This is a genomic window from Bradyrhizobium manausense, assembly GCF_018130615.1.
Classification (GTDB): Bacteria; Pseudomonadota; Alphaproteobacteria; order Rhizobiales; family Xanthobacteraceae; genus Bradyrhizobium; species Bradyrhizobium manausense_A.
The window spans coordinates 328316-346721 of record NZ_JAFCKB010000003.1 but is presented as its reverse complement, the minus strand read 5'-3'; the positions used below and the strand labels follow the sequence as shown (position 1 = coordinate 346721).

Genomic DNA, 18406 nt, shown 5'->3' with positions numbered 1-18406 from the left:
AGAGGGAGAAGAAGCACCGAGCCCATGCGCATCGCGCTGATCCACGCCCTGAAACACTCCATCGCCCCGATCGAGGCGGCGTTCGCGCGGGCGTGGCCGGAGGCACGGCTGATGAACCTGCTCGACGACAGCCTGTCGGCGGATCTGGCGCGTGACGGTAAGCTCAACGACGCCATGACCGAGCGCTTTCTCGCCCTCGGCGATTATGCGGCGACCACCGGCGCAAACGGCATCCTGTTCACCTGCTCGGCCTTTGGCCCCTGCATCGAGGCGGTCGCGCGGGCACATGCGCCGATGCCGGTGCTCAAGCCGAACGAGGCGATGATCGAGCAGGCGGTGACCATGGGCAACAGGATCGGCCTGCTCTCGACCTTTCCGCCGACGCTGGCGTCGATGCCGCCGGAGTTTCCCGCATCCGTCCAGATCGTGCCAAAGCTTGCCGAGGGTGCGCTGGCCGCACTCGACCGCGGTGACCGCGCCACGCACGACCGGCTGATCGTGGAGGCATCTAGGGATCTGCGTGATTGCGACGTTATCGCACTGGCGCAGTTCAGCATCGCATCGACCGCGCCGCTCGTTGCGGAAGCCACCGGCCGCCCCGTCGTGACTACACCTGATAGCGCGGTCGAGAAGCTGATGAAGCTTTTGAAAGCGAAGGCCTAACCGCCCGCCTTCTTTCGACGCTGCGCGTCCTTGATCGCGACGGCGAGCGCGGCCTTCGTTTCGTTCACAAAGTCCTCGACCAGCTCCTCTCGCGTGGCGTGCGCCGCCTCGCCGGTGAACAGGCCCTGCTCGGCCAGCATCACAACGCCGTGCAGCGCCGCCCAGATCTTGAGCGCCTGCCGTTCGCGCAAATAGCCGACCGCGGGCGCTTCCAGAGCTTCAATCACCAGTTCAAACGTCTCACGCGTGACCTCATGCAGCTCGCTGCCCCTGGCCGCGCAGGAGACGGTGCGGGACGCGAACATCAGGCGGTAGACGCCGTTGCGACGCAGACCGAAATCGAGCGTCGCTTGCGCCAGTCGCGACAGCTTCGATTGCTTCGAGGGCTTCGTCATCGCTTCGCGCAACATCGCGCTGAACTGCCGGAACGCCTCCGCGGTCACCGCGGCAAGCAGCGCCTCACGGTCGGCGAAATGACGGTACGGCGCGGGCTGCGAAACACCGAGCTGCTTTGCCAGCGCCTTGATGCTGATCGCTTCCGCCCCGCCCTGCTCCGCCTCGCGGAGCGCGGCCTTGATCAGGGCGTCGCGGAGATCGCCGTGGTGGTAGGTGTTCTCGGGCTTGCGAGCGAGTTGTGAACGCATGTTACGGCGGAGCCTATAAGTTTGCGCTTGACAGGGGAAGCCTGCGGCGAATGTAATAGCATATAACTTAGAATATGCGGCAAGTGCCGCTGACAATAATGACAAAGAGGAACGCGCCGCCCTTTTGGGCCTGAGCGCACACGACCGAGGGAGCCGCAATGGCCGAACGACTGAGAGTTCACGTCGATCCCGACAAATGCCAGGGTCACGCGCGCTGCAAGGCGCTGGCGCCGGAGCTGTTCGAGCTCGATGAATACGGCAACGCCCATGAGGCCGGTGACGGCACGGTTCCGCCTGGCCTCGAGGACAAGGCTTGGCTCGCCAAATCCAACTGCCCGGAAATCGCGATCGATGTGATCGAGGAGTAGCGCGGCCCCTGCCCGCGCGCCTTGCGTGCCTTCAGCGAACACGAGTTCCAAGGGATTTTCCTGCCATGTCCGATATCAGCCAGCCCGCCGCCCATCCCCCTGTGACCGACTGGGTCAACGATTTCGACCACACCGATCCGCAATGGACGGAGGATCCGTTTCCGATCTGGGAGGAACTGCGCGCGGCAAGCCCGGTCGTGCATACCGAGCGCTTCCTCGGCTGTTACATGCCGACGACCTATGAGGCAGTGCGCGAGATCGCCAACGACACCGAGCATTTTTCCTCGCGCCGCATCATCGTCCGCGACGTGCGGCCCGAGGTCGCCAGGAACGCGGCCCCGCCGATCACCTCCGACCCGCCCGTGCACAAACCGGCCAAGCAATTGCTGCTGCCGCCGTTCACGCCGGATGCGATGAAAAAGCTCGAACCGCGGATGCGCGCGATCTGCAACGAGCTGATCGACGGCTTCATCGCCGACGGCAAGGTCGACGCAGCCGCGCGTTACAGCAAATACATCCCGGTTCAGGCGATCGCACACATGCTCGGCATTCCCGAGAGCGACAGCGATCTCTTCATCAACTGGATCCACATGATCCTGGAGCTCGGCATCAAGGACGAAAACAAGCTGCTCGAGGCCGTGCACGGGATGAGCGATTACTTCAGGGCGCATATCGAGGAGCGGAGGTCGAGGCCAACCGACGATCTCATCTCGTATTTGATGAATGCCAAGGACAAGGAAGGCCAGCCGCTGGAAGAGTCGCACGTTCTGGGTTCGTTGCGGCTGCTCCTGATCGCCGGCATCGACACGACCTGGAGCGCGATCGGCTCCTCGCTCTGGCATCTCGCCCGGACGCCGGCCGACCGCGAGCGTCTGATCGCTGAGCCGGGGTTAATCCCGACCGCCGTGGAGGAACTTCTGCGCGCCTATTCGCCGGTAACGATGGCGCGCGAGGTCGTCAAGGAGACGACCATCTCTGGCTGCCCGGTCAAGACGGGCAACATGGTTCTGCTGTCCTTTCCGGCTGCGAACCGCGACCCGAAAATGTTTCCGGACGCTGACAAGGTCGTGATCGACCGCCGGGAGAACCGCCATGCCGCCTTCGGCCTCGGCATCCACCGCTGCGTCGGTTCCAACCTGGCGCGGATGGAGATGCAGGTTGCGCTGGAGGAATGGCTGAAGCGGATTCCTGACTTCCGGCTCGATCCGGCGGGCACCGTGACCTGGTCCCAGGGCACCGTGCGGGGCCCTCGCCAGTTGCCATTTCTGCTCGGAAAGGCGATGTAGGCCTCTCCGGAACTGACGGAGAGAGGCCGGACGTGACAGAGCAAGCAACCCACCCGGCCTCCGACCACATCGATCTCGCCGACGCCCAGCGGCGGATCAAGGCGATCTTCATCGGCTCGATCGGCAATCTCGTCGAGTGGTACGATTTCTACGCCTATACGGCGTTCGCGCTCTATTTCGCTCCGGCGTTCTTTCCCGGTAATGACCCGGTCGTGCAGCAGTTGAACGTCGCCGTGGTGTTCGCGGCGACCTTCCTGATGCGTCCCCTGGGCGGCTGGTTGTTCGGCTACATTGCGGATCATTTCGGCAGGCGCATCTCGCTGACACTGTCCGTTGTCTTCATGTGTTTCGGCTCGCTGATCATCGCGCTGACGCCGACCTATGCCACGATCGGCTTCGCTGCGCCGGTGATCCTGGCGCTCGCCCGCGTCATCGAGGGGTTGAGTCTCGGCGGCGAATACGGCGCCAGCGCCACCTATCTGAGCGAGGTCGCGGACCCCAAGCATCGTGGCTTCTATTCGAGCTTTCAGTACGTCACGCTGATCGGCGGGCAGCTCACCGCGATCATCGTTCTGCTGCTCCTGCAAAAGGTCTTCCTCACGCCCGACGAGCTCAAGGCCTGGGGCTGGCGCATCCCGTTCGCGATCGGCGCGGCACTCGCGATCTTTGCCGCGGTGATGCGGCGCAATCTGCACGAGACTGAGGCGTTCGAGGAAGCCAAGAAGGTCGTGAAGCCGACCGGCTCGCTCACCAATCTGCTGCGCTACCCGCGCGAGCTGCTGCTCGTGGTCGGACTCACTGCCGGCGGCACCGCGGCGTTCTATACCTTCACCACCTACATGCAGACTTTCGTCAAGCTCTCGGTGGGCCTGACCGAGGACCAGACCACCTTCGTGATCTTCGGCACACTGATCTTCGCAACCATCCTGCAGCCGATCTATGGCGCCATCTCCGACAAGATCGGGCGCAAGCCGCTGCTGATCTTCTTCGGCGTCGCCGGCACGCTCGCGACCGTGCCGCTGCTGATGACGCTGAAGGAGACCAAGTCGCCTTTCATGGCCTTCATCCTGATCTGCTGCGCCTGGCTGTTCGTCGCCGGCTACACCTCGATCAACGCCGTGGTGAAGGCCGAGCTATTCCCGACCAATGTCCGCGCCCTCGGCGTCGGCCTGCCCTACGCGATCACGGTCTCGATCTTCGGCGGCACCGCGCCCGCGATCGCGCTCTATTTCAAAAGCATCGGGCACGAGGACTGGTTCTACTACTATCTCGCCGGAATCATCTGCCTGTCGCTGATCATCTATTCCACCATGCGCGATACCAAGCATGCCTCCGCGATGCACCGCCACGAGTAGCTCATTGACGAGTAAGCTATGGCCGACGAGACGCCATCCGACAGCAAGCTGACACGCACCAAGGAGAAATGGGCGCGCGAAGGCCGCTTCCTCACCGGCAAGATCACGCGCCCGGAGGATCAGCGCCTGCCGCCCGGCCAGCATCTCACCCAGGACTGGCCGGTGCTCGATCTCGGGGTCATGCCGCCGGTCTCGCGCGATCGCTGGCGGCTCGACGTCTACGGCGCGATCGAGACCCCCGTGTTCTGGACCTTTGCCGAATTCGCCGCGCAGAAGCAGGACCGGTTCACCTCCGACATTCATTGCGTGACCACCTGGTCGCGCTACGACAACCTTTGGGAAGGCCTCGCCACGCGCGAACTGCTGGCGGCCTGCCGGCCGCGCGAGGATGCGCGCTTCGTCGTGCTGCATTCCTATGACGGCTACACCACTAATCTCGCGCTGGACGATTTCGCCGCCGAAGACGCGCTGCTCGCCCATAGCTGGTCGGGCCAGCCGCTGACGCAGGAGCATGGCGGCCCGGTGCGGATGGTCGTGCCGCATCTGTATTTCTGGAAGAGCGCCAAATGGCTGCAAGCCATCGAATTCCTGACCGAGGATGCGCCGGGCTTCTGGGAAGTCCGCGGCTATCATAACCGCGGCGATCCCTGGGCCGAGCAGCGCTATTCGGACGATTAGGTTCTAGCAAGACGGGGAAAGCCCATGCAGACCGAACGCTTTCAATTCACAGGCGAAGGCGGCCATCAGCTTGCGGCCGCGATCGAGCTGCCGGACGGCGAGCCCGCAGCCTTCGCACTGTTCGCGCATTGCTTCACCTGCGGCAAGGATACGCTGGCGGCAAAACGCATTTCGGTCGCACTCGCCGCCAAGGGCATCGCGGTGCTGCGCTTCGACTTCACCGGGCTCGGCTCCAGCGAGGGTGAATTCGCCAATTCGACCTTCTCCTCCAACGTCGCCGATCTCGTGCGGGCCGCCGATCATCTGCGGACGACGCGCAAGGCGCCGTCCCTTCTGATTGGCCACAGCCTCGGCGGTGCGGCCATTCTTGCGGCAGCCGCACAAATTCCGGAGGCCAAGGCGGTTGTGACCATCGCTGCGCCTTCCGATCCCGCGCACGTGACTGGTCTGTTCAGCAAGCATCTCGACGACATCCGCGCCCAGGGCGAAGTCGAAGTCTCGCTCGCGGGCCGCCCGTTCCGGATCAGGCGCGAATTCCTCGACGATATCGTCGAGCACGAGCTGATGAAGGACGTCACCGGTCTCCATAAGGCGCTGCTGATCATGCAGTCACCTGTCGACGATACCGTCGGCATCGATAATGCGACCAGGATCTTCGTTGCGGCGAAGCACCCCAAGAGCTTCGTCTCGCTCGACCAGGCCGATCATCTCCTGACGAAACCGGCGGACGCGCTTTACGCGGCAGACATGATCGCGGCCTGGGCCAGCCGCTATATCGACATGGCAAGATCTGCGAAGGTCGCGGACCTCCCCGAAGAGCCGCGCAAGGTCGTGGTGCAGGAGACCCGCAAGAGCAAATTCAACCAGATCATCACGGTCGGGCCGCATCGTCTGGTCGCGGACGAGCCGAAGGCTGCCGGCGGCGAGGATGCCGGTCCCGGCCCCTACGACTTCCTGCTCGCGGGCTTAGGGGCCTGCACCTCGATGACCATGCGCCTCTATGCCGACCGCAAGTCGCTGCCGCTCGACCGCGTCACCGTCACGCTGAAACATTCCAAGATCTACGCCAAGGACTGCGCGGAATGCGAGACGCGCGACGGCATGCTCGACCAGATCGAGCGCGACATCGCGATGGATGGCGCGCTCGATGCCGAGCAACGCAAGAAGCTGATGGAGATCGCCGACAAGTGCCCGGTGCACCGGACGCTGACCTCCGAGATCCGCATCGTGACCACGGCGGTTGGCTAGCGCGCTAGAAGCACGACACCATCGTTCGCACCGCAGCACTGATCTCGGCCTCGCGCCAGGCCGCAAAGCCGAGCAGCAGACCGTGATCGCGCGGTTTGCCCAGCGCCAAGCTGGATAGAGCCCGCGTCTCGACGCCCGCCTCAACCAGCCGCTTGACTGCCGCCTGATCGGCGCGACTGCGCTTGAGGCGCGCGACGAGCTGGATGCCGCCTGAGGGCACCTCGACCGAGAGCACCTCACCCAGCTGCCGCTCCAGCCCCTCGACGAGATGATCCCGCCGCGCGTGATAGAGCCGGCGCATCCGGCGCAGATGTGCGAGGAAATGCCCGTCGGCGATGAACTCGGCGAGCGCCTCCTGGATGTGGCTGGAGGCTATCAAGCCGATGTGCCGCTGCGCGATCTCCAGGGTGCTGACCAGCAACGGCGGCACGACGAGATAGCCAAGCCGGATATCCGACGTCATCGCCTTGGAGAAGGTCCCGACATAGAACACGCGGCCGTGGGCATCGAGCCCCTGCAAGGCCGGCACCGGCCGGCTATCGTAGTGGAATTCGCCGTCGTAATCGTCCTCGACGATCCAGGTCTTGCCAGGGCTGCTTGACCTCAAGAATTCGGTGCGGCGTGCCAGCGACATCACCCGTCCGGTCGGATGCTGATGCGACGGCGTCATGAAAATGAGCTTCGCCGCAGCCAATCCCGGCATCCGCTGCATGCCCTGCTCGTCGAGCCGCATGCCTGTCACACGCGCGCCGGAGGCACGAAAGGCGGCTGCGGCGCCGGGATAGCCGGGATCCTCGACCCAGACCTCGTCGCCCGGCGTGATGAGAACAGCCGCGATCAGGGTCAGCGCGGCCTGTGCACTCGGCAGGATCATGATCTGGTCGGCAGTCGCCCGAACGCCTCTGCTGGACGCCAGATAATGCGCCAGCGCCTCGCGCAGGCGGAGGCGGTTGACCGAACCAAGCTCGCGCCTGGCGGCGCTTACGGCACTGCGGCGCAGGCAGCGCGCCCAGATCTCGTTCGGAAACTCCCGCGCATCTCCGTGCCCCGGACGCAACGGCTTGAGCTGGGCCTGATAGGACATCGGCCAGTCCGTCTGCTTGAGCTTCGAGGCCCAAGGTGAGAGCCGCAGCCTGGCTGAGCGCGTTCTCGGTGTGGCCGCGCCCGCTTCTTCGCTGGATTCGCCGCCGTCAACCGTGACCACCGGGCGACGTCCGGGCGACGCCTCGAGATATCCCTCGGCGGCGAGCTGCTCGAATGCATATGTCACGGTGTTGCGCGAAACGCTGAGATCGCTCGCGAGCCGCCGGCTCGATGGCAATGCACGGCCTTTGCCAATACGGCCGGTCGCGATCAGGCTTCGGAGCTGGCTCGTCAGTTGAACAGCCAATCCCTCACCGTCGGTCCGCTTCAGGTCAATCAGGGCCGAAATCATCGCCTCGGAAACTGGCACCTTGATCTTCTCCTATCTGGCACTTTTTCAGGTACCAGGGCGGATGCTATCCACCGGCTCGAACTGCTTCAAGGGTCTTGCGATGAACTCTTCCCTGTCGCCTCGCGCGGCCATCGGCCTGTTCCTCATCGTCGTGCTGGCCTGGGGCGTGAACTGGTCGGTGACGAAGCAGCTCGTGCAATTCCTTCCGCCGCTGTGGACCTCGGCAATCCGGAGCTGGATCGCGTTGGCGGGTTTGCTGGTGATTCTCGGACTCAGCAAGAATCTGGTGATCCCTGAGCGGCGCGACATTCCTGTGATCCTCAGCGTGGCGCTGCTGCACATGACCGTGTTCTCGGTCCTCGTCGCGGCCGGCGTGCGCTTCCTGCCCGCGAGCAAGGCCGTCGTGCTCGGCTACACCACGCCGCTCTGGGTCGCGATCGCCGCGCCCCTGCTCGGCAAGGACACGCTGACAGCACCAAAGCTCGCAGGCGCGCTGCTCGGATTGATCGGACTTGCCGTGATCCTGAATCCCGCGTCGATCGACTGGGCCAGCGGCAACGTCGTGCTCGGCGCCGGCATGGTCATCCTGGCCGCGATCTCCTGGGCCGCGAACATCATCTATATCCGCGCACACCGGTGGATCGCATCCCCGCTCCAGCTTCTGATCTGGCAGGTGCTCGTCGCGACGATCGTGCTGACGGGATCGGCGCTGATCACGGATGGTCTGCCGCACGCAGAATGGTCATGGCGCATCGTGCTGCTGTTCCTGTATTCCGGCCTGATCGGGACGGCATTGGCCTATTGGGCGATGTCGATGGTCAACAAGAGCATCTCGGCGCTGACGACGGCGCTCGGCACCACCGGGACACCTCTCGTCGGCATCGCCAGCGCGGCGATCCTGCTGGGCGAGCCCATCGATATGAGCCTCGTCATCGCAGCCGCGCTGATCGTCACAGGCATTGGTCTTGCGACTCTGGGCGACCGGCTGCTGCGCCGTCAGGCCATGGCGAGCGGCTGAACCCGCAACGCGCCGCGCAGGCCGGCCGTGGTGCCAAGCAGAATGCCGGCGACCGCAATGAACGAGCCCACCGCAAGCGTCGATACACCGGTGAGCCCCTGCCCGATCGAGCAGCCGAACGCCATCACGCCGCCGATGCCCATCAATGCGGCGCCGGCGGCCGAGCGCAGCATGTGGCGTGGCGAGGAATAACCTTCGAGATGGAAGCGGCCCGTGGCGATCGCGGTCGCCAGACTGCCGGCAAAGACTCCGCCAACGGTCGCGATGCCGAAGTTGAGCGTCAGGCCGGTCGAGAGCATCGCGTATTGCAGACTATCAGCGATCGGCGCGACGAAGGTGAGCGAGGTCACCGGAACGGGGTTGAAGTCGTCGGCACCGAGGTAGCCGGTCACATACCAGCCGCTGGCGACGAGAAGGCCTATGATGGCTCCTGCCGCGATCTGGCCCGGCGAGCGGCGGAACGCCGGATGCGCGAAGGAAAACAGGATGAGCGCCACGACGATCGCCGCAGCGGCCAGCATACGCGAAACGGCTTCGGTGGGTCCGAGCGTCGCCAGCAGCGAGGGCAGCGAATTGACGGTGACCGTGGCCTGCGATGCCTGAACCAGCGCGATGCGTGCCGGTGCGATCAGGCCCTTGAGCGTCATTTGCGCGGCGATGGCCAGCACGATCACGACGACAAAGGACCGGAGATTGCCGCGCCCGAGCAGCACCAGCGCACGCGAGCCGCAGCCGTTCGACAGCACCATGCCGTAGCCGAACAGCAATCCGCCCAGGAACAGCACCGGCGCCGAGAATGTCTGTTGCAGATAGATCGACTTGCCGAGATCGGCCATGCCGTTACCGGCAAGGAACTGGCTCGCGGCAATCGCAACCGCGATCGCCAGCGCGTAGCTGCGCACCAGCCGACCGTCCCCTTCCGTCAGCCAGCCGCGCATGCTGCTCATCAGGCAGAAACCGCTGAGCAGGCCGACGGAGCCATAAACCAGGCCAATGACGAGGCCGGCGAGGATGACGAGTTGGGTCGATTCCATGATTACGGCTTCAGGATCACGCGGTCCCGCGACGAGCCGGCGACCGCAACATACGCCTCCTTTGCGCGCTCGAGCGGATAGATCGCGTTCGTCCGGATCGGAAACGGCTTCAATTGGCCGCTGGCAAAGCCTGGGCCGAGCTCGCGCAGCACGGCGCCGGTCGCGACCGACGACAGCCCGAGCGTATCGATGCCGACATAGGTGTGCTGTCCCCGATAGAATTCGAGAATGTTGAACTGTACGATGCGGTCGATCGCGGCGATCAGGATCTGGCGGCCGCGCAAGGCGAGCGACTTGTGCGCCGCCTGGAAGTAGGGATCGCCGACCGTGTTGAAGACGATGTCGGCGCCCTTGCCGCCGGTCAGTTCGCGCACGCGTGTGGCGACATCTGTCGCGGAGGCATCGATCACCTCGATGGGCGCGTTGGCGTGACCTTCATAGGCTTCCGCCTTGCGCACCACGCCGATGACGCGCGCGCCCCGCCAGGTCACGATCTGCACCGCCGCCTGACCGACCTTGCCGTTGACGCCGAACACCAGGACCGTCTCGCCGGGATTCGGAACGCCGGCGCGGCGAAAGCCTTCCATCGCCGTGACGAAGGGCACGCCGATGCCGGCGGCCTCCTCCCACGACACCGTCTTCGGCTTCTCCACAACCGCCTCAGCTTCGACCACGAGATGGCTTGCATGCGTGCCATCACGGCGGATGCCGAGATCGCCGGAGGAGCCGAACACTTCGCCGCCGGCGGTGCCGGACGGACCATCGATCACCAAGCCTGCGTAGTCTCGGCCGGGCGTGCGCGGGAACACCGCATAGGGCATCAGCCCGGTCGCGGCCTTGACGTCGGACGGATTGACGGCAGCAGCCTTCACCTCGATCAGGAGATCATTCGGGCCGCGCGCGAGCGTATGATGCTCGACGACCGGCATGACCACGGCCGCGTTCTCGGCCTTGGCATTGAGGCGGACGCAACGCGCCTCGACGGCTTTGGTAACGGCTGGCGACATGGGAAGACCCGCGATTTCTCGCGGGCCTTGTCGCCTTTGGGGGCGGTCAAGTCAATCCGTCAAGTCAGTCCTTGGGCCGCTTGTCGTAGAGCCGCTTGGCCTTGCCGAGCGAGCGCTCCAGCGTGGCCGGCGCAACCACCTGCACCCTGGAGCTGATGCCTATGGTGTTCTTGATGTGGGTCGATATCCGGTCGGCGTGGTCGATGAGGCCTCTGCCGTCCCAGCTCTCAGCCCGCGCCTCGGCGATGATGGTCAGCTCATCCATGCGCCCCTCACGAGTGAGCTCCAGGATGAAGTGCCCGCCGCACCAGTCGGTCGCGAGCAGTATCTCCTCGATCTGGGTTGGGAACAGATTGACGCCGCGCAGGATGATCATGTCGTCCGAGCGGCCCGTCACCTTCTCCATCCGCCGCATGCCCGGCCGCGCTGTGCCCGGCAACAGCCGCGTCAGGTCGCGGGTGCGATAGCGGATCACCGGAAAGCCCTCCTTGGTGAGCGAGGTGAAGACGAGCTCCCCCTTCTCGCCATCCGGCAGCACGGCACCGGTCTCGGGGTCGATCACTTCGGGATAGAAGTGATCCTCCCAGATGTGCAGGCCATCCTTGGTCTCGATGCACTCCTGCGCGACGCCGGGGCCGATCACCTCCGACAGGCCGTAGATGTCGGTCGCATCCATGTCGAAGGCATCCTCGATCTCGCCGCGCATGGCGTTGGTCCAGGGCTCGGCGCCGAAGATGCCGACCTTGAGCGAGCACTGGCGCGGATCGAGCTTCTGGCGCTTGAACTCGTCCAGGATCGCCAGCATGTAGCTCGGCGTCACCGTGATGATGTCAGGACGGAAGTCGTTGATGAGCTGCACCTGCCGCTCGGTCATGCCGCCGGAGATCGGCACCACCGTGCAGCCGAGTTTTTCGGCGCCGTAGTGCACGCCAAGACCGCCGGTGAACAGGCCGTAGCCATAGGCATTGTGGATGATCATGCCGGTGCGGCCGCCGGCCGCGCGGATCGAGCGCGCCATCACCTCGGACCAGGTCTCGATGTCGCGCTGGGTATAGCCGACCACGATCGGCTTGCCCGTCGTACCGGACGAGGCATGCACGCGGACCAGCTTCTCGCGCGGCACCGCGAACATGTTGAAGGGGTAGTTGTCGCGCAGATCCGTCTTCACCGTGAACGGGAACTTCGCGAGATCCGATAGCTCGCGGAAGTCCGACGGATGCACCCCTGCCTTGTCAAAAGCCTTGCGATAGTGCGCGACGTTGTCGTAGGCGTGCTTCAACGACCAGGCCAGACGCTGTTTCTGCAACGCCATGATCTCGTCGCGTGAGGCGCGCTCCTGCGCGTCCATCTCGGCCCGATAGGTGCGGCCGCCGTCCTTCAGCTTCGTCGAAGCCATTCTCGTTTCCCCACATTGATTTGTTCTTCTGTTTATTGGTCTTGCGCCGGCAGCCACGTGCCGGGAATGACACGCGAATGTCCGCGAAATTCTGCGATGACGGTATCGCCTGCAGTCACGCGCACGTCATAGATGCCGGAGCGGCCACCGCGGGTGATCTCCCGTGCCTTGGCCACGAGCCGGTCGCCAAGTTTGCCGGGCCTGATGAAGGTGATTTGGCCCTGCGCTGCGACGACGCGGTCATTGTGCGAGTTGCAGGCAAAGGCAAAGGCTGAATCGGCGAGCGTAAAGATGAAGCCGCCATGGGCGATGCGCTGGCCGTTGACCATGTCCGGCCGCACCGTCATGGCGACCGTCGCGAAGCCGGGACCAACCTCGACGATCTCCATGCCGAGACCCTTGGACGCATCGTCCTCCGCCCACATCGCTTCAGTGCAGGCGCGGGCAACATCCTCAGGCGACAGGGCGGCTTTGAAGTTCACGCGCTTCTCCCGGCGAAATGCTCGTTCATGATGTTCTGCTGGTCGGCCAACACTGTCAAACGTGGTCGTAATCGACAACGACCCGCTCCGACGACGGCTTCGCCTGGCAGGTCAGGACGAACCCGGCCTTCAGCTCCCAGGGCTCCAGCGAATAATTGATGTCCATCGGCGCCTCGCCCTCGACCAGTTTTGCGCGACAGGTCGAGCACATGCCGCCCTTGCAGGCGAAGGGCAGATCGACGCCGGCGCGCAGCGCGGCATCGAGGATCGCCTCGTCCTCGGCGACCGGGACGTCGCGGCGCTTGCCGTCGATGATCAGGGAGGCGACCGCCTTCGGCGGCGCGTCGGCGGCAACGGCCTTCTTCGGCCGCGGCTTGCCGCCGAACTCGGAGACGAAACGCTCGACATGGATGCGATCATCGGAGATCCCGAGATCGCGGCAAGTCGCCTCGACGTCCTCGCTCATGCCAGATGGCCCGCAGATGAAGACGTGATCGACACTCTCGGCCGGCACCAGCGAGCGCAGCAGCACCCTCACCTTGTCGCCGTCGAGCCGGCCATGCAGGATCGGGATGTCCTGCTCCTCGCCGGAGATGACGTGGAAGATCGAGAGGCGATCGATGAACCGGTCCTTGAGCTCCTCGAGCGCCTCCAGGAACATGATGTTGTCGGTCGTGCGGTTGCCGTAGAACAAGAAAAAGCGGCTGTCCGCCTCGCGCGCCAGCACGCCCTTGACGATCGACAGGATCGGCGTGATGCCGGAGCCTGCGGCAAAGCCGACATGGATGCACCCGGCTTCGGCCGGTGCGATCACGCCAAAGCGCCCCGTCGGCGTCATCACGTCGAGCTCGTCGCCATGTTTCAGCTCGTCTGCTGCCCAGCTCGAGAACGCGCCGCCGTCGACCTTCTTCACGGCGATGCGGATCTCGCCGTCATCGGGGCCGGAGCAGATCGAGTAGGAGCGGCGCACCTCCTCGCCATCCAGTGTGGTGCGCAACGTGAGATACTGGCCGGGGCTGAAAGCATAGTCGTCGGCAAGTTCGCGCGGGATTGCGAAGGTCATCGAGACCGCGTCAGACGCCTCGCGGCGGAGATCGTTGACGGCGAGGCGATGGAAGCGGGGAGCGACGGTTGACATTACGGGCACCTTCGTTCGGTCTTTCCGTCGTCGTTGCGAACGGAGCGAAGCAGTCCAGAATCTTTCCGCGGAGACAGCCCAGATTGCTTCGTCGCAAGAGCTGCTCGCAATGACGATCGGATCGGCATCATGCGCCTCAATGACACTTGAAGTAGTCGAAGGGTTCGCGGCAGGACTTGCAGCGCCAGAGCGCCTTGCAGGAGGTCGAGCCGAACTCGGACAGGAGCTCGGTCTTGTCAGAGCCGCATTGCGGGCACGCGACCGCCTGCTCGCCGAACAGTGCGCGGCGTGAGTGTGAAGCTTGCGGCGGCGCGATGCCGTAGGCGGCCAGCTTGCGGCGGCCCTCCTCGCTCATCCAGTCCGTGGTCCAGGCCGGCGACAGCACTGTACGGATTTTTGGGCGATGGAAGCCGGCGCGCTCCAGCGCTACCTCGATTTCCAGCGCGATCATGTTCATGGCCGGGCAGCCCGAATAGGTCGGCGTGATCGCGACCTCGACATGATCGCCGTCGAGCGTGACATCGCGCAGCACGCCGAGATCGGCGATGGTGAGCACCGGAATCTCGGGATCGACCACGCTCGCTGCGGCATCCCACGCGCGCTGACGCAGCTCGCTATCGTGCTCCAACACCGTCACCATGTCTGCCCCGGAAAGGTGCGCTGCATCGATTGCAGTTCGGACAGGAGGTGGCCGAGATGCTCGCTGTGCCGGCCGGCGCGGCCGCCCTGCTGCATCCAGTCGTTCTGCGGCAGGTGAAGCGTTGCTTCGCTGACAACGCCGGAGAGCGTCGTCAGCCAACGGCCGCGCAAGGTGCCGGGATCGATGGCGATACCGGCATGAATCAGGGCGCGCTCGCCATCGTCGACGGCGAACATCTCGCCGGTGAAAGCCCAGAGGTGATCGATCGCTCCTTGCGCGCGGGCGCGGCTCTCATCCGTACCGTCGCCGAGACGGATGATCCATTCCGAGGCATGACGCAGATGGTAAGCGCTCTCCTTCTCCGACTTCGCGGCGATTGCCGCGAGCGTCGTATCGGGCGAACTCATCATTGCGCGCCAATAAAGGTCGGCGAAAGCGGAATAGAAGAACTGCCGCACCATGGTCTGAGCGAAGTCGCCATTGGGCTGCTCGACCAGCAGCAGATTGCGGTACTGCCTGACGTCCCGCAGGTAGGCGAGCTTGTCCTCGTCGTTGTCCCTGCCTTCGGCCTTGGCGGCATACGTATAGAGCTCGCGGGCCTGGCCGATCAGGTCGAGTGCGATGTTGGAGAGCGCCATGTCCTCTTCCAGCATCGGCGCATGTCCGCACCACTCCGACAGCCTGTGGCCGAGGATCAGCGCATCGTCGGCGCGGCGCAGGGTGTAAAGCACCAGCGGCGTTTCGCAGACCTGGATGTTGGCGATCGCCATCACATGTGCCCCACTTCCTCGGGCACCTCGTAGAAGGTCGGATGCCGGTAGATCTTCGATTCGGCCGGCTCGAACATCATGCCCTTCTCGGCAGGATCGCTCGCGGTGATCGCGGTCGATGGCACGACCCAAATGGAGAGGCCCTCGCCGCGGCGGGTGTAGATGTCGCGGGCGGCCTGCAGGGCCATGGTGGCATCGCTCGCATGTAGCGAGCCGACATGCTTGTGCGCGAGCCCATTGCGGCTGCGAATGAAGACTTCCCACAGCGGCGTGTTCGGCGTGGCCATAATGATCTCCCTATTCCGCGGCTTGCGCGGTCTGGCGCTGCGCGCGCTTGGCGGCATAGGCGGCGGCGGCTTCGCGCACCCAGGCGCCTTCGTTGTGCGCCTTGCGGCGCGCGGCCATGCGGTCGCGGTTGCACGGACCGTTGCCGGCGAGCACCTGCTTGAATTCGGTCCAGTCGATCTCGCTGTAGCGCCAGTGCCCGTCCGCATCCTGAGTCATGCCTGGATCTGGAATGGTGAGGCCGAGATATTGCGCCTGCGGCACGGTGGCATCGACGAATTTCTGGCGCAGCTCGTCATTGGAGAAGCGCTTGATCTTCCACTTCGTGGAGGTGTCGCTATGCTGGCTCGTCGCATCCGGCGGGCCGAACATCATCAGCACCGGCCACCACCATCGGTTCAGCGCATCCTGCGCCATCGCCTTCTGCTCGTCCGAACCGCGACATAGCGTCAGCATGATCTCGTAGCCCTGGCGCTGGTGGAACGATTCCTCCTTGCAGACACGGATCATCGCGCGCGCATAAGGGCCGTAGGAGCAGCGGCACAGCGGGATCTGATTCATGATCGCAGCGCCGTCGACCAGCCAGCCGATGGTGCCGATGTCGGCCCAGGTGAGCGTGGGATAATTGAAGATCGAGGAATACTTCGCCTTGCCCGCGAGCATCGCGTCGACCAGCTCTTCGCGCGAGGCGCCGAGTGTCTCGGCGGCGGCATAGAGATAGAGCCCATGGCCGCACTCGTCCTGCACCTTGGCGAGCAATGCAGCCTTGCGGCGCAAGGTCGGCGCGCGCGTGATCCAGTTGCCCTCGGGCAGCATGCCGACGATTTCGGAATGGGCGTGCTGGGAGATCTGGCGCGTAAGCGTCTTGCGGTAGGCCGCCGGCATCCAGTCGTTCGGCTCGATGCGCTCCTCGGCATCGATGCGGGCCTGGAACTGCGCAGCTCTGCCTGCGTCCTCCAGACCGCGATCGTCGGTCTCGGCCGTGTTCAGCGCCTGGGTATACATGCGCACTCCTCCCGATTTGTTGGGAGGCAATATATAACAGAAATTACCTCATGCAAGATAATTCTGTAACATATAAATCAAGCCTCGAACCTCCTCTCCAGAAGCTTCCGCGCCGGCGGCAGCGGGCCCTTTTCATTGGTTCCATGGCCATCAAGCCATTGTTCCGACGGCGCAAGCAGCGCCCGATAGATCTCGCCGCAGAGCCCGCGGGCAGCCCTGCCCGGCCAGTCCGCCGGCAAAAGGCTTTCCGGCAGCAGCGGATCGCGCAGCACGACACGGCGGTAGTAGTGGATCAGCAGGATGCGCGCCGTGAAGGCGTCCGCCTCGGACAGCTCCGTGCCCCGTGCGAGTGCGGCGCGCAGCGGCTCAAAGGTTCTCATGAATTTCAGATAGGCGTCGGCCGTGCGCTCCAGCGGCCAGCTCGCGCTGAGCAGGCGACGCCCACTGTCATCCTCGGCTGAAACTTCAAGGCGGATGGCACTTGCGGCCTCGTCCGGCACCGGCACGCCTGACGGCGCGACCCAGACGCCCGGCAGCGGGCTGCCGAAGCCGGCATTGCGCAACGCCTCGCGCGAGACGTCGCGGTCCTCGCCATTGCCGATCAACAGCAGCTCGAAGCGCCCGGTCCAGTCGGACGGCGGAGGATCGTAGATGTGGCGCGTCGCGGCCTCGAACGTTTCGCGGCCCTTCTCGGCGAGACGATAGAAGCTGTTGCGACCGACCTTTTCGCGCGTCAACCAACCATCGGCCGCGAGCCGCGACATCGCCGTACGCACCACGCTGCCATCGATGTCCAGTCGCTCGAAGAACGCCAGCAGCGTGCCGAGCCACACGGAGCCGCCGCGCGGAACGATGGCGTCGCCGAACATGGTGATGACGATGGAGCCGGTGCGTGACGGCTCACGCTTGAGCTGATCGATGATGCGGGAGAGCGGATGCGCCATGCGCGAGGCATAGCGCGTTTGGTGCGGGCGGGACAATGGACGGGAGCGACGCTCTTGCTCTCCCTCGCCCCGTTCTTACGGGGAGAGGGCTGGGGTGAGGGGCCGCTCTCCGCGACTTCGGTGAGAGTCGGACTCGCGGAGAGTCCCCCTCACCCGGAATTTGCTAGCCGCAAATTCCGGCCTCTCCCCTCAGGCGGGGAGAGGCGAAGAAACTACCTGTGCGGATCGGGATAGGCCAGGCTGCGCCAACCGCTGCGATCGAACGGGCGCCACTGGCCTTCCTTCTGCGCGAGGCGATCGGCCACCGCATAGACGACCGCGGGATGGTGGCCCATGCCGCAATGGCTGCTCTCGACCTCGATGCTCTCGGTCTGCGCGCCGGATCTCTCCATGCAGCCCTGCCAGGCGCAGACGCCGTCGGTGCGGCTGAAGATGGCGGTGGTCGGCACCGGTGGCGGCACGGCGAGTTCGCCGCCAAACTTCGGATCAACCTCGTCGGACTTCCGCCCGCTCGCCCATTCATAGACGCGCCAGGCATTGGTCGACCGGGGATTGCCGGCGAAAGGGCTGCCCAGCGTGATCACCTGACGCACGCGCTCGGGCATCATCTTGGCAAGCTGGCGCGCATAGAGACCGCCGAGGCTCCAGCCAACCAGACTGATCTTGCGGCCATGCTTGTCGCTGAGCTCCTCGACCAGATCGACCATCGCATGCTGCACACCCTCGCGCAGGCCGTAATTGCGGCCCTGGCGCCAGCCGCTCACCGCGTAGCCCTTGTTGGTCAAGAAGCTGCGCAGCGCGCGCGTGGACGCGTCGGAGGCCACCAGTCCGGGCAGCACCAGCACCGGATGCCCATCGCCACGCGGCGCGAGGCTCAGCAGCGGCAGCGCGCCGAGGAATGCGCCGAACTCGTGGATCGCGCGCCCTTCCAGAAACATCAGAGCACGGGACGGCGGACGCAGCGTCTGGGCAGTAGCGGTCATCAATGGATCCCCTTGGCAAGAATTCCC

At 64.8% G+C, this 18406-nt stretch carries 20 protein-coding genes; 7 read left to right on the top strand and 13 right to left on the bottom strand.

Translation table 11 applies throughout. From position 1 onward, the window contains the following. Positions 1 to 24: 24 nt before the first annotated feature. Complete coding sequence (locus JQ587_RS08105) at positions 25 to 663, top strand: aspartate/glutamate racemase family protein (RefSeq protein WP_212424961.1); 639 nt, start codon at positions 25 to 27, stop codon at positions 661 to 663. Here the strand turns inward: JQ587_RS08105 and JQ587_RS08100 are convergent. After that, positions 660 to 1307 (bottom strand): TetR/AcrR family transcriptional regulator, encoded by a 648-nt coding sequence (locus tag JQ587_RS08100; protein WP_212297984.1) that lies wholly within the window; start codon positions 1305 to 1307, stop codon positions 660 to 662. The two genes, JQ587_RS08105 and JQ587_RS08100, sit on opposite strands and share 4 nt — an antisense overlap. Positions 1308 to 1465: 158 nt before the next feature. Here JQ587_RS08100 and JQ587_RS08095 point away from each other — a divergent pair, with 158 nt between their 5' ends. The 5 genes from JQ587_RS08095 to JQ587_RS08075 all read left to right on the top strand — a co-directional run bounded on the left by JQ587_RS08095 (position 1466) and on the right by JQ587_RS08075 (position 6242). Continuing rightward, a complete protein-coding gene (locus tag JQ587_RS08095; protein WP_148774408.1) occupies positions 1466 to 1675 on the top strand; it encodes a ferredoxin in 210 nt (69 codons plus the stop codon). Positions 1676 to 1740: 65 nt separating this feature from the next. Then, positions 1741 to 2961 carry a cytochrome P450 gene (locus JQ587_RS08090; protein WP_212424960.1) on the top strand — a complete coding sequence of 407 codons (1221 nt, stop codon included), beginning with the start codon at positions 1741 to 1743 and terminating at the stop codon, positions 2959 to 2961. A gap of 32 nt (positions 2962 to 2993) precedes the next feature. Continuing rightward, positions 2994 to 4316, top strand: coding sequence for an MFS transporter (locus tag JQ587_RS08085; RefSeq protein ID WP_212424959.1), 1323 nt, complete (start codon positions 2994 to 2996; stop codon positions 4314 to 4316). 18 nt (positions 4317 to 4334) lie between these two features. Further along, positions 4335 to 4994: a sulfite oxidase-like oxidoreductase gene (locus tag JQ587_RS08080; protein ID WP_212424958.1), complete on the top strand. Its 660-nt coding sequence runs from the start codon at positions 4335 to 4337 to the stop codon at positions 4992 to 4994. A 24-nt stretch (positions 4995 to 5018) separates the two neighbouring features. Then, positions 5019 to 6242, top strand: coding sequence for a bifunctional alpha/beta hydrolase/OsmC family protein (locus tag JQ587_RS08075; protein WP_212424957.1), 1224 nt, complete (start codon positions 5019 to 5021; stop codon positions 6240 to 6242). Positions 6243 to 6246: 4 nt separating this feature from the next. Here JQ587_RS08075 and pdxR read toward each other — a convergent pair whose 3' ends face one another. Beyond that, positions 6247 to 7677 carry a MocR-like pyridoxine biosynthesis transcription factor PdxR gene (pdxR, locus tag JQ587_RS08070; RefSeq protein WP_212425050.1) on the bottom strand — a complete coding sequence of 477 codons (1431 nt, stop codon included), beginning with the start codon at positions 7675 to 7677 and terminating at the stop codon, positions 6247 to 6249. A 100-nt stretch (positions 7678 to 7777) separates the two neighbouring features. Here pdxR and JQ587_RS08065 point away from each other — a divergent pair, with 100 nt between their 5' ends. After that, positions 7778 to 8695, top strand: a complete 918-nt coding sequence (locus tag JQ587_RS08065) for a DMT family transporter (RefSeq protein ID WP_212424956.1) — start codon at positions 7778 to 7780, stop codon at positions 8693 to 8695. Here JQ587_RS08065 and JQ587_RS08060 read toward each other — a convergent pair. From JQ587_RS08060 to JQ587_RS08010, 11 genes are all read right to left on the bottom strand, one after another. After that, positions 8674 to 9729, bottom strand: coding sequence for a YeeE/YedE family protein (locus JQ587_RS08060; protein ID WP_212424955.1), 1056 nt, complete (start codon positions 9727 to 9729; stop codon positions 8674 to 8676). The two genes, JQ587_RS08065 and JQ587_RS08060, sit on opposite strands and share 22 nt — an antisense overlap. Before the next feature lie 2 nt (positions 9730 to 9731). After that, a complete protein-coding gene (locus JQ587_RS08055; RefSeq protein WP_212424954.1) occupies positions 9732 to 10736 on the bottom strand; it encodes a quinone oxidoreductase family protein in 1005 nt (334 codons plus the stop codon). A 64-nt stretch (positions 10737 to 10800) separates the two neighbouring features. Next, positions 10801 to 12132 (bottom strand): phenylacetate--CoA ligase PaaK, encoded by a 1332-nt coding sequence (gene paaK, locus JQ587_RS08050; protein WP_212424953.1) that lies wholly within the window; start codon positions 12130 to 12132, stop codon positions 10801 to 10803. Positions 12133 to 12164: 32 nt separating this feature from the next. Beyond that, a complete protein-coding gene (gene paaI / locus JQ587_RS08045; RefSeq protein ID WP_212424952.1) occupies positions 12165 to 12614 on the bottom strand; it encodes a hydroxyphenylacetyl-CoA thioesterase PaaI in 450 nt (149 codons plus the stop codon). Positions 12615 to 12669: 55 nt separating this feature from the next. Continuing rightward, positions 12670 to 13752, bottom strand: coding sequence for a 1,2-phenylacetyl-CoA epoxidase subunit PaaE (gene paaE, locus JQ587_RS08040; protein WP_212424951.1), 1083 nt, complete (start codon positions 13750 to 13752; stop codon positions 12670 to 12672). A gap of 136 nt (positions 13753 to 13888) precedes the next feature. Further along, positions 13889 to 14392, bottom strand: a complete 504-nt coding sequence (gene paaD / locus JQ587_RS08035; RefSeq protein WP_212424950.1) for a 1,2-phenylacetyl-CoA epoxidase subunit PaaD — start codon at positions 14390 to 14392, stop codon at positions 13889 to 13891. Next, a complete protein-coding gene (gene paaC / locus JQ587_RS08030) occupies positions 14386 to 15162 on the bottom strand; it encodes a 1,2-phenylacetyl-CoA epoxidase subunit PaaC (protein WP_212424949.1) in 777 nt (258 codons plus the stop codon). The genes paaD and paaC overlap by 7 nt, the downstream gene beginning before the upstream one ends. Then, positions 15162 to 15449 carry a 1,2-phenylacetyl-CoA epoxidase subunit PaaB gene (paaB, locus tag JQ587_RS08025; RefSeq protein WP_008136594.1) on the bottom strand — a complete coding sequence of 96 codons (288 nt, stop codon included), beginning with the start codon at positions 15447 to 15449 and terminating at the stop codon, positions 15162 to 15164. Before paaB ends, paaC begins: the two co-directional genes overlap by 1 nt. Before the next feature lie 10 nt (positions 15450 to 15459). Continuing rightward, positions 15460 to 16452 carry a 1,2-phenylacetyl-CoA epoxidase subunit PaaA gene (gene paaA, locus JQ587_RS08020; RefSeq protein WP_212297971.1) on the bottom strand — a complete coding sequence of 331 codons (993 nt, stop codon included), beginning with the start codon at positions 16450 to 16452 and terminating at the stop codon, positions 15460 to 15462. Positions 16453 to 16529: 77 nt separating this feature from the next. Beyond that, positions 16530 to 17396: a phenylacetic acid degradation operon negative regulatory protein PaaX gene (gene paaX, locus JQ587_RS08015; protein ID WP_212424948.1), complete on the bottom strand. Its 867-nt coding sequence runs from the start codon at positions 17394 to 17396 to the stop codon at positions 16530 to 16532. Positions 17397 to 17608: 212 nt separating this feature from the next. Continuing rightward, positions 17609 to 18379, bottom strand: a complete 771-nt coding sequence (locus JQ587_RS08010) for an esterase/lipase family protein (RefSeq protein ID WP_212297969.1) — start codon at positions 18377 to 18379, stop codon at positions 17609 to 17611. Between the last annotated feature and the right edge of the window lie 27 nt (positions 18380 to 18406).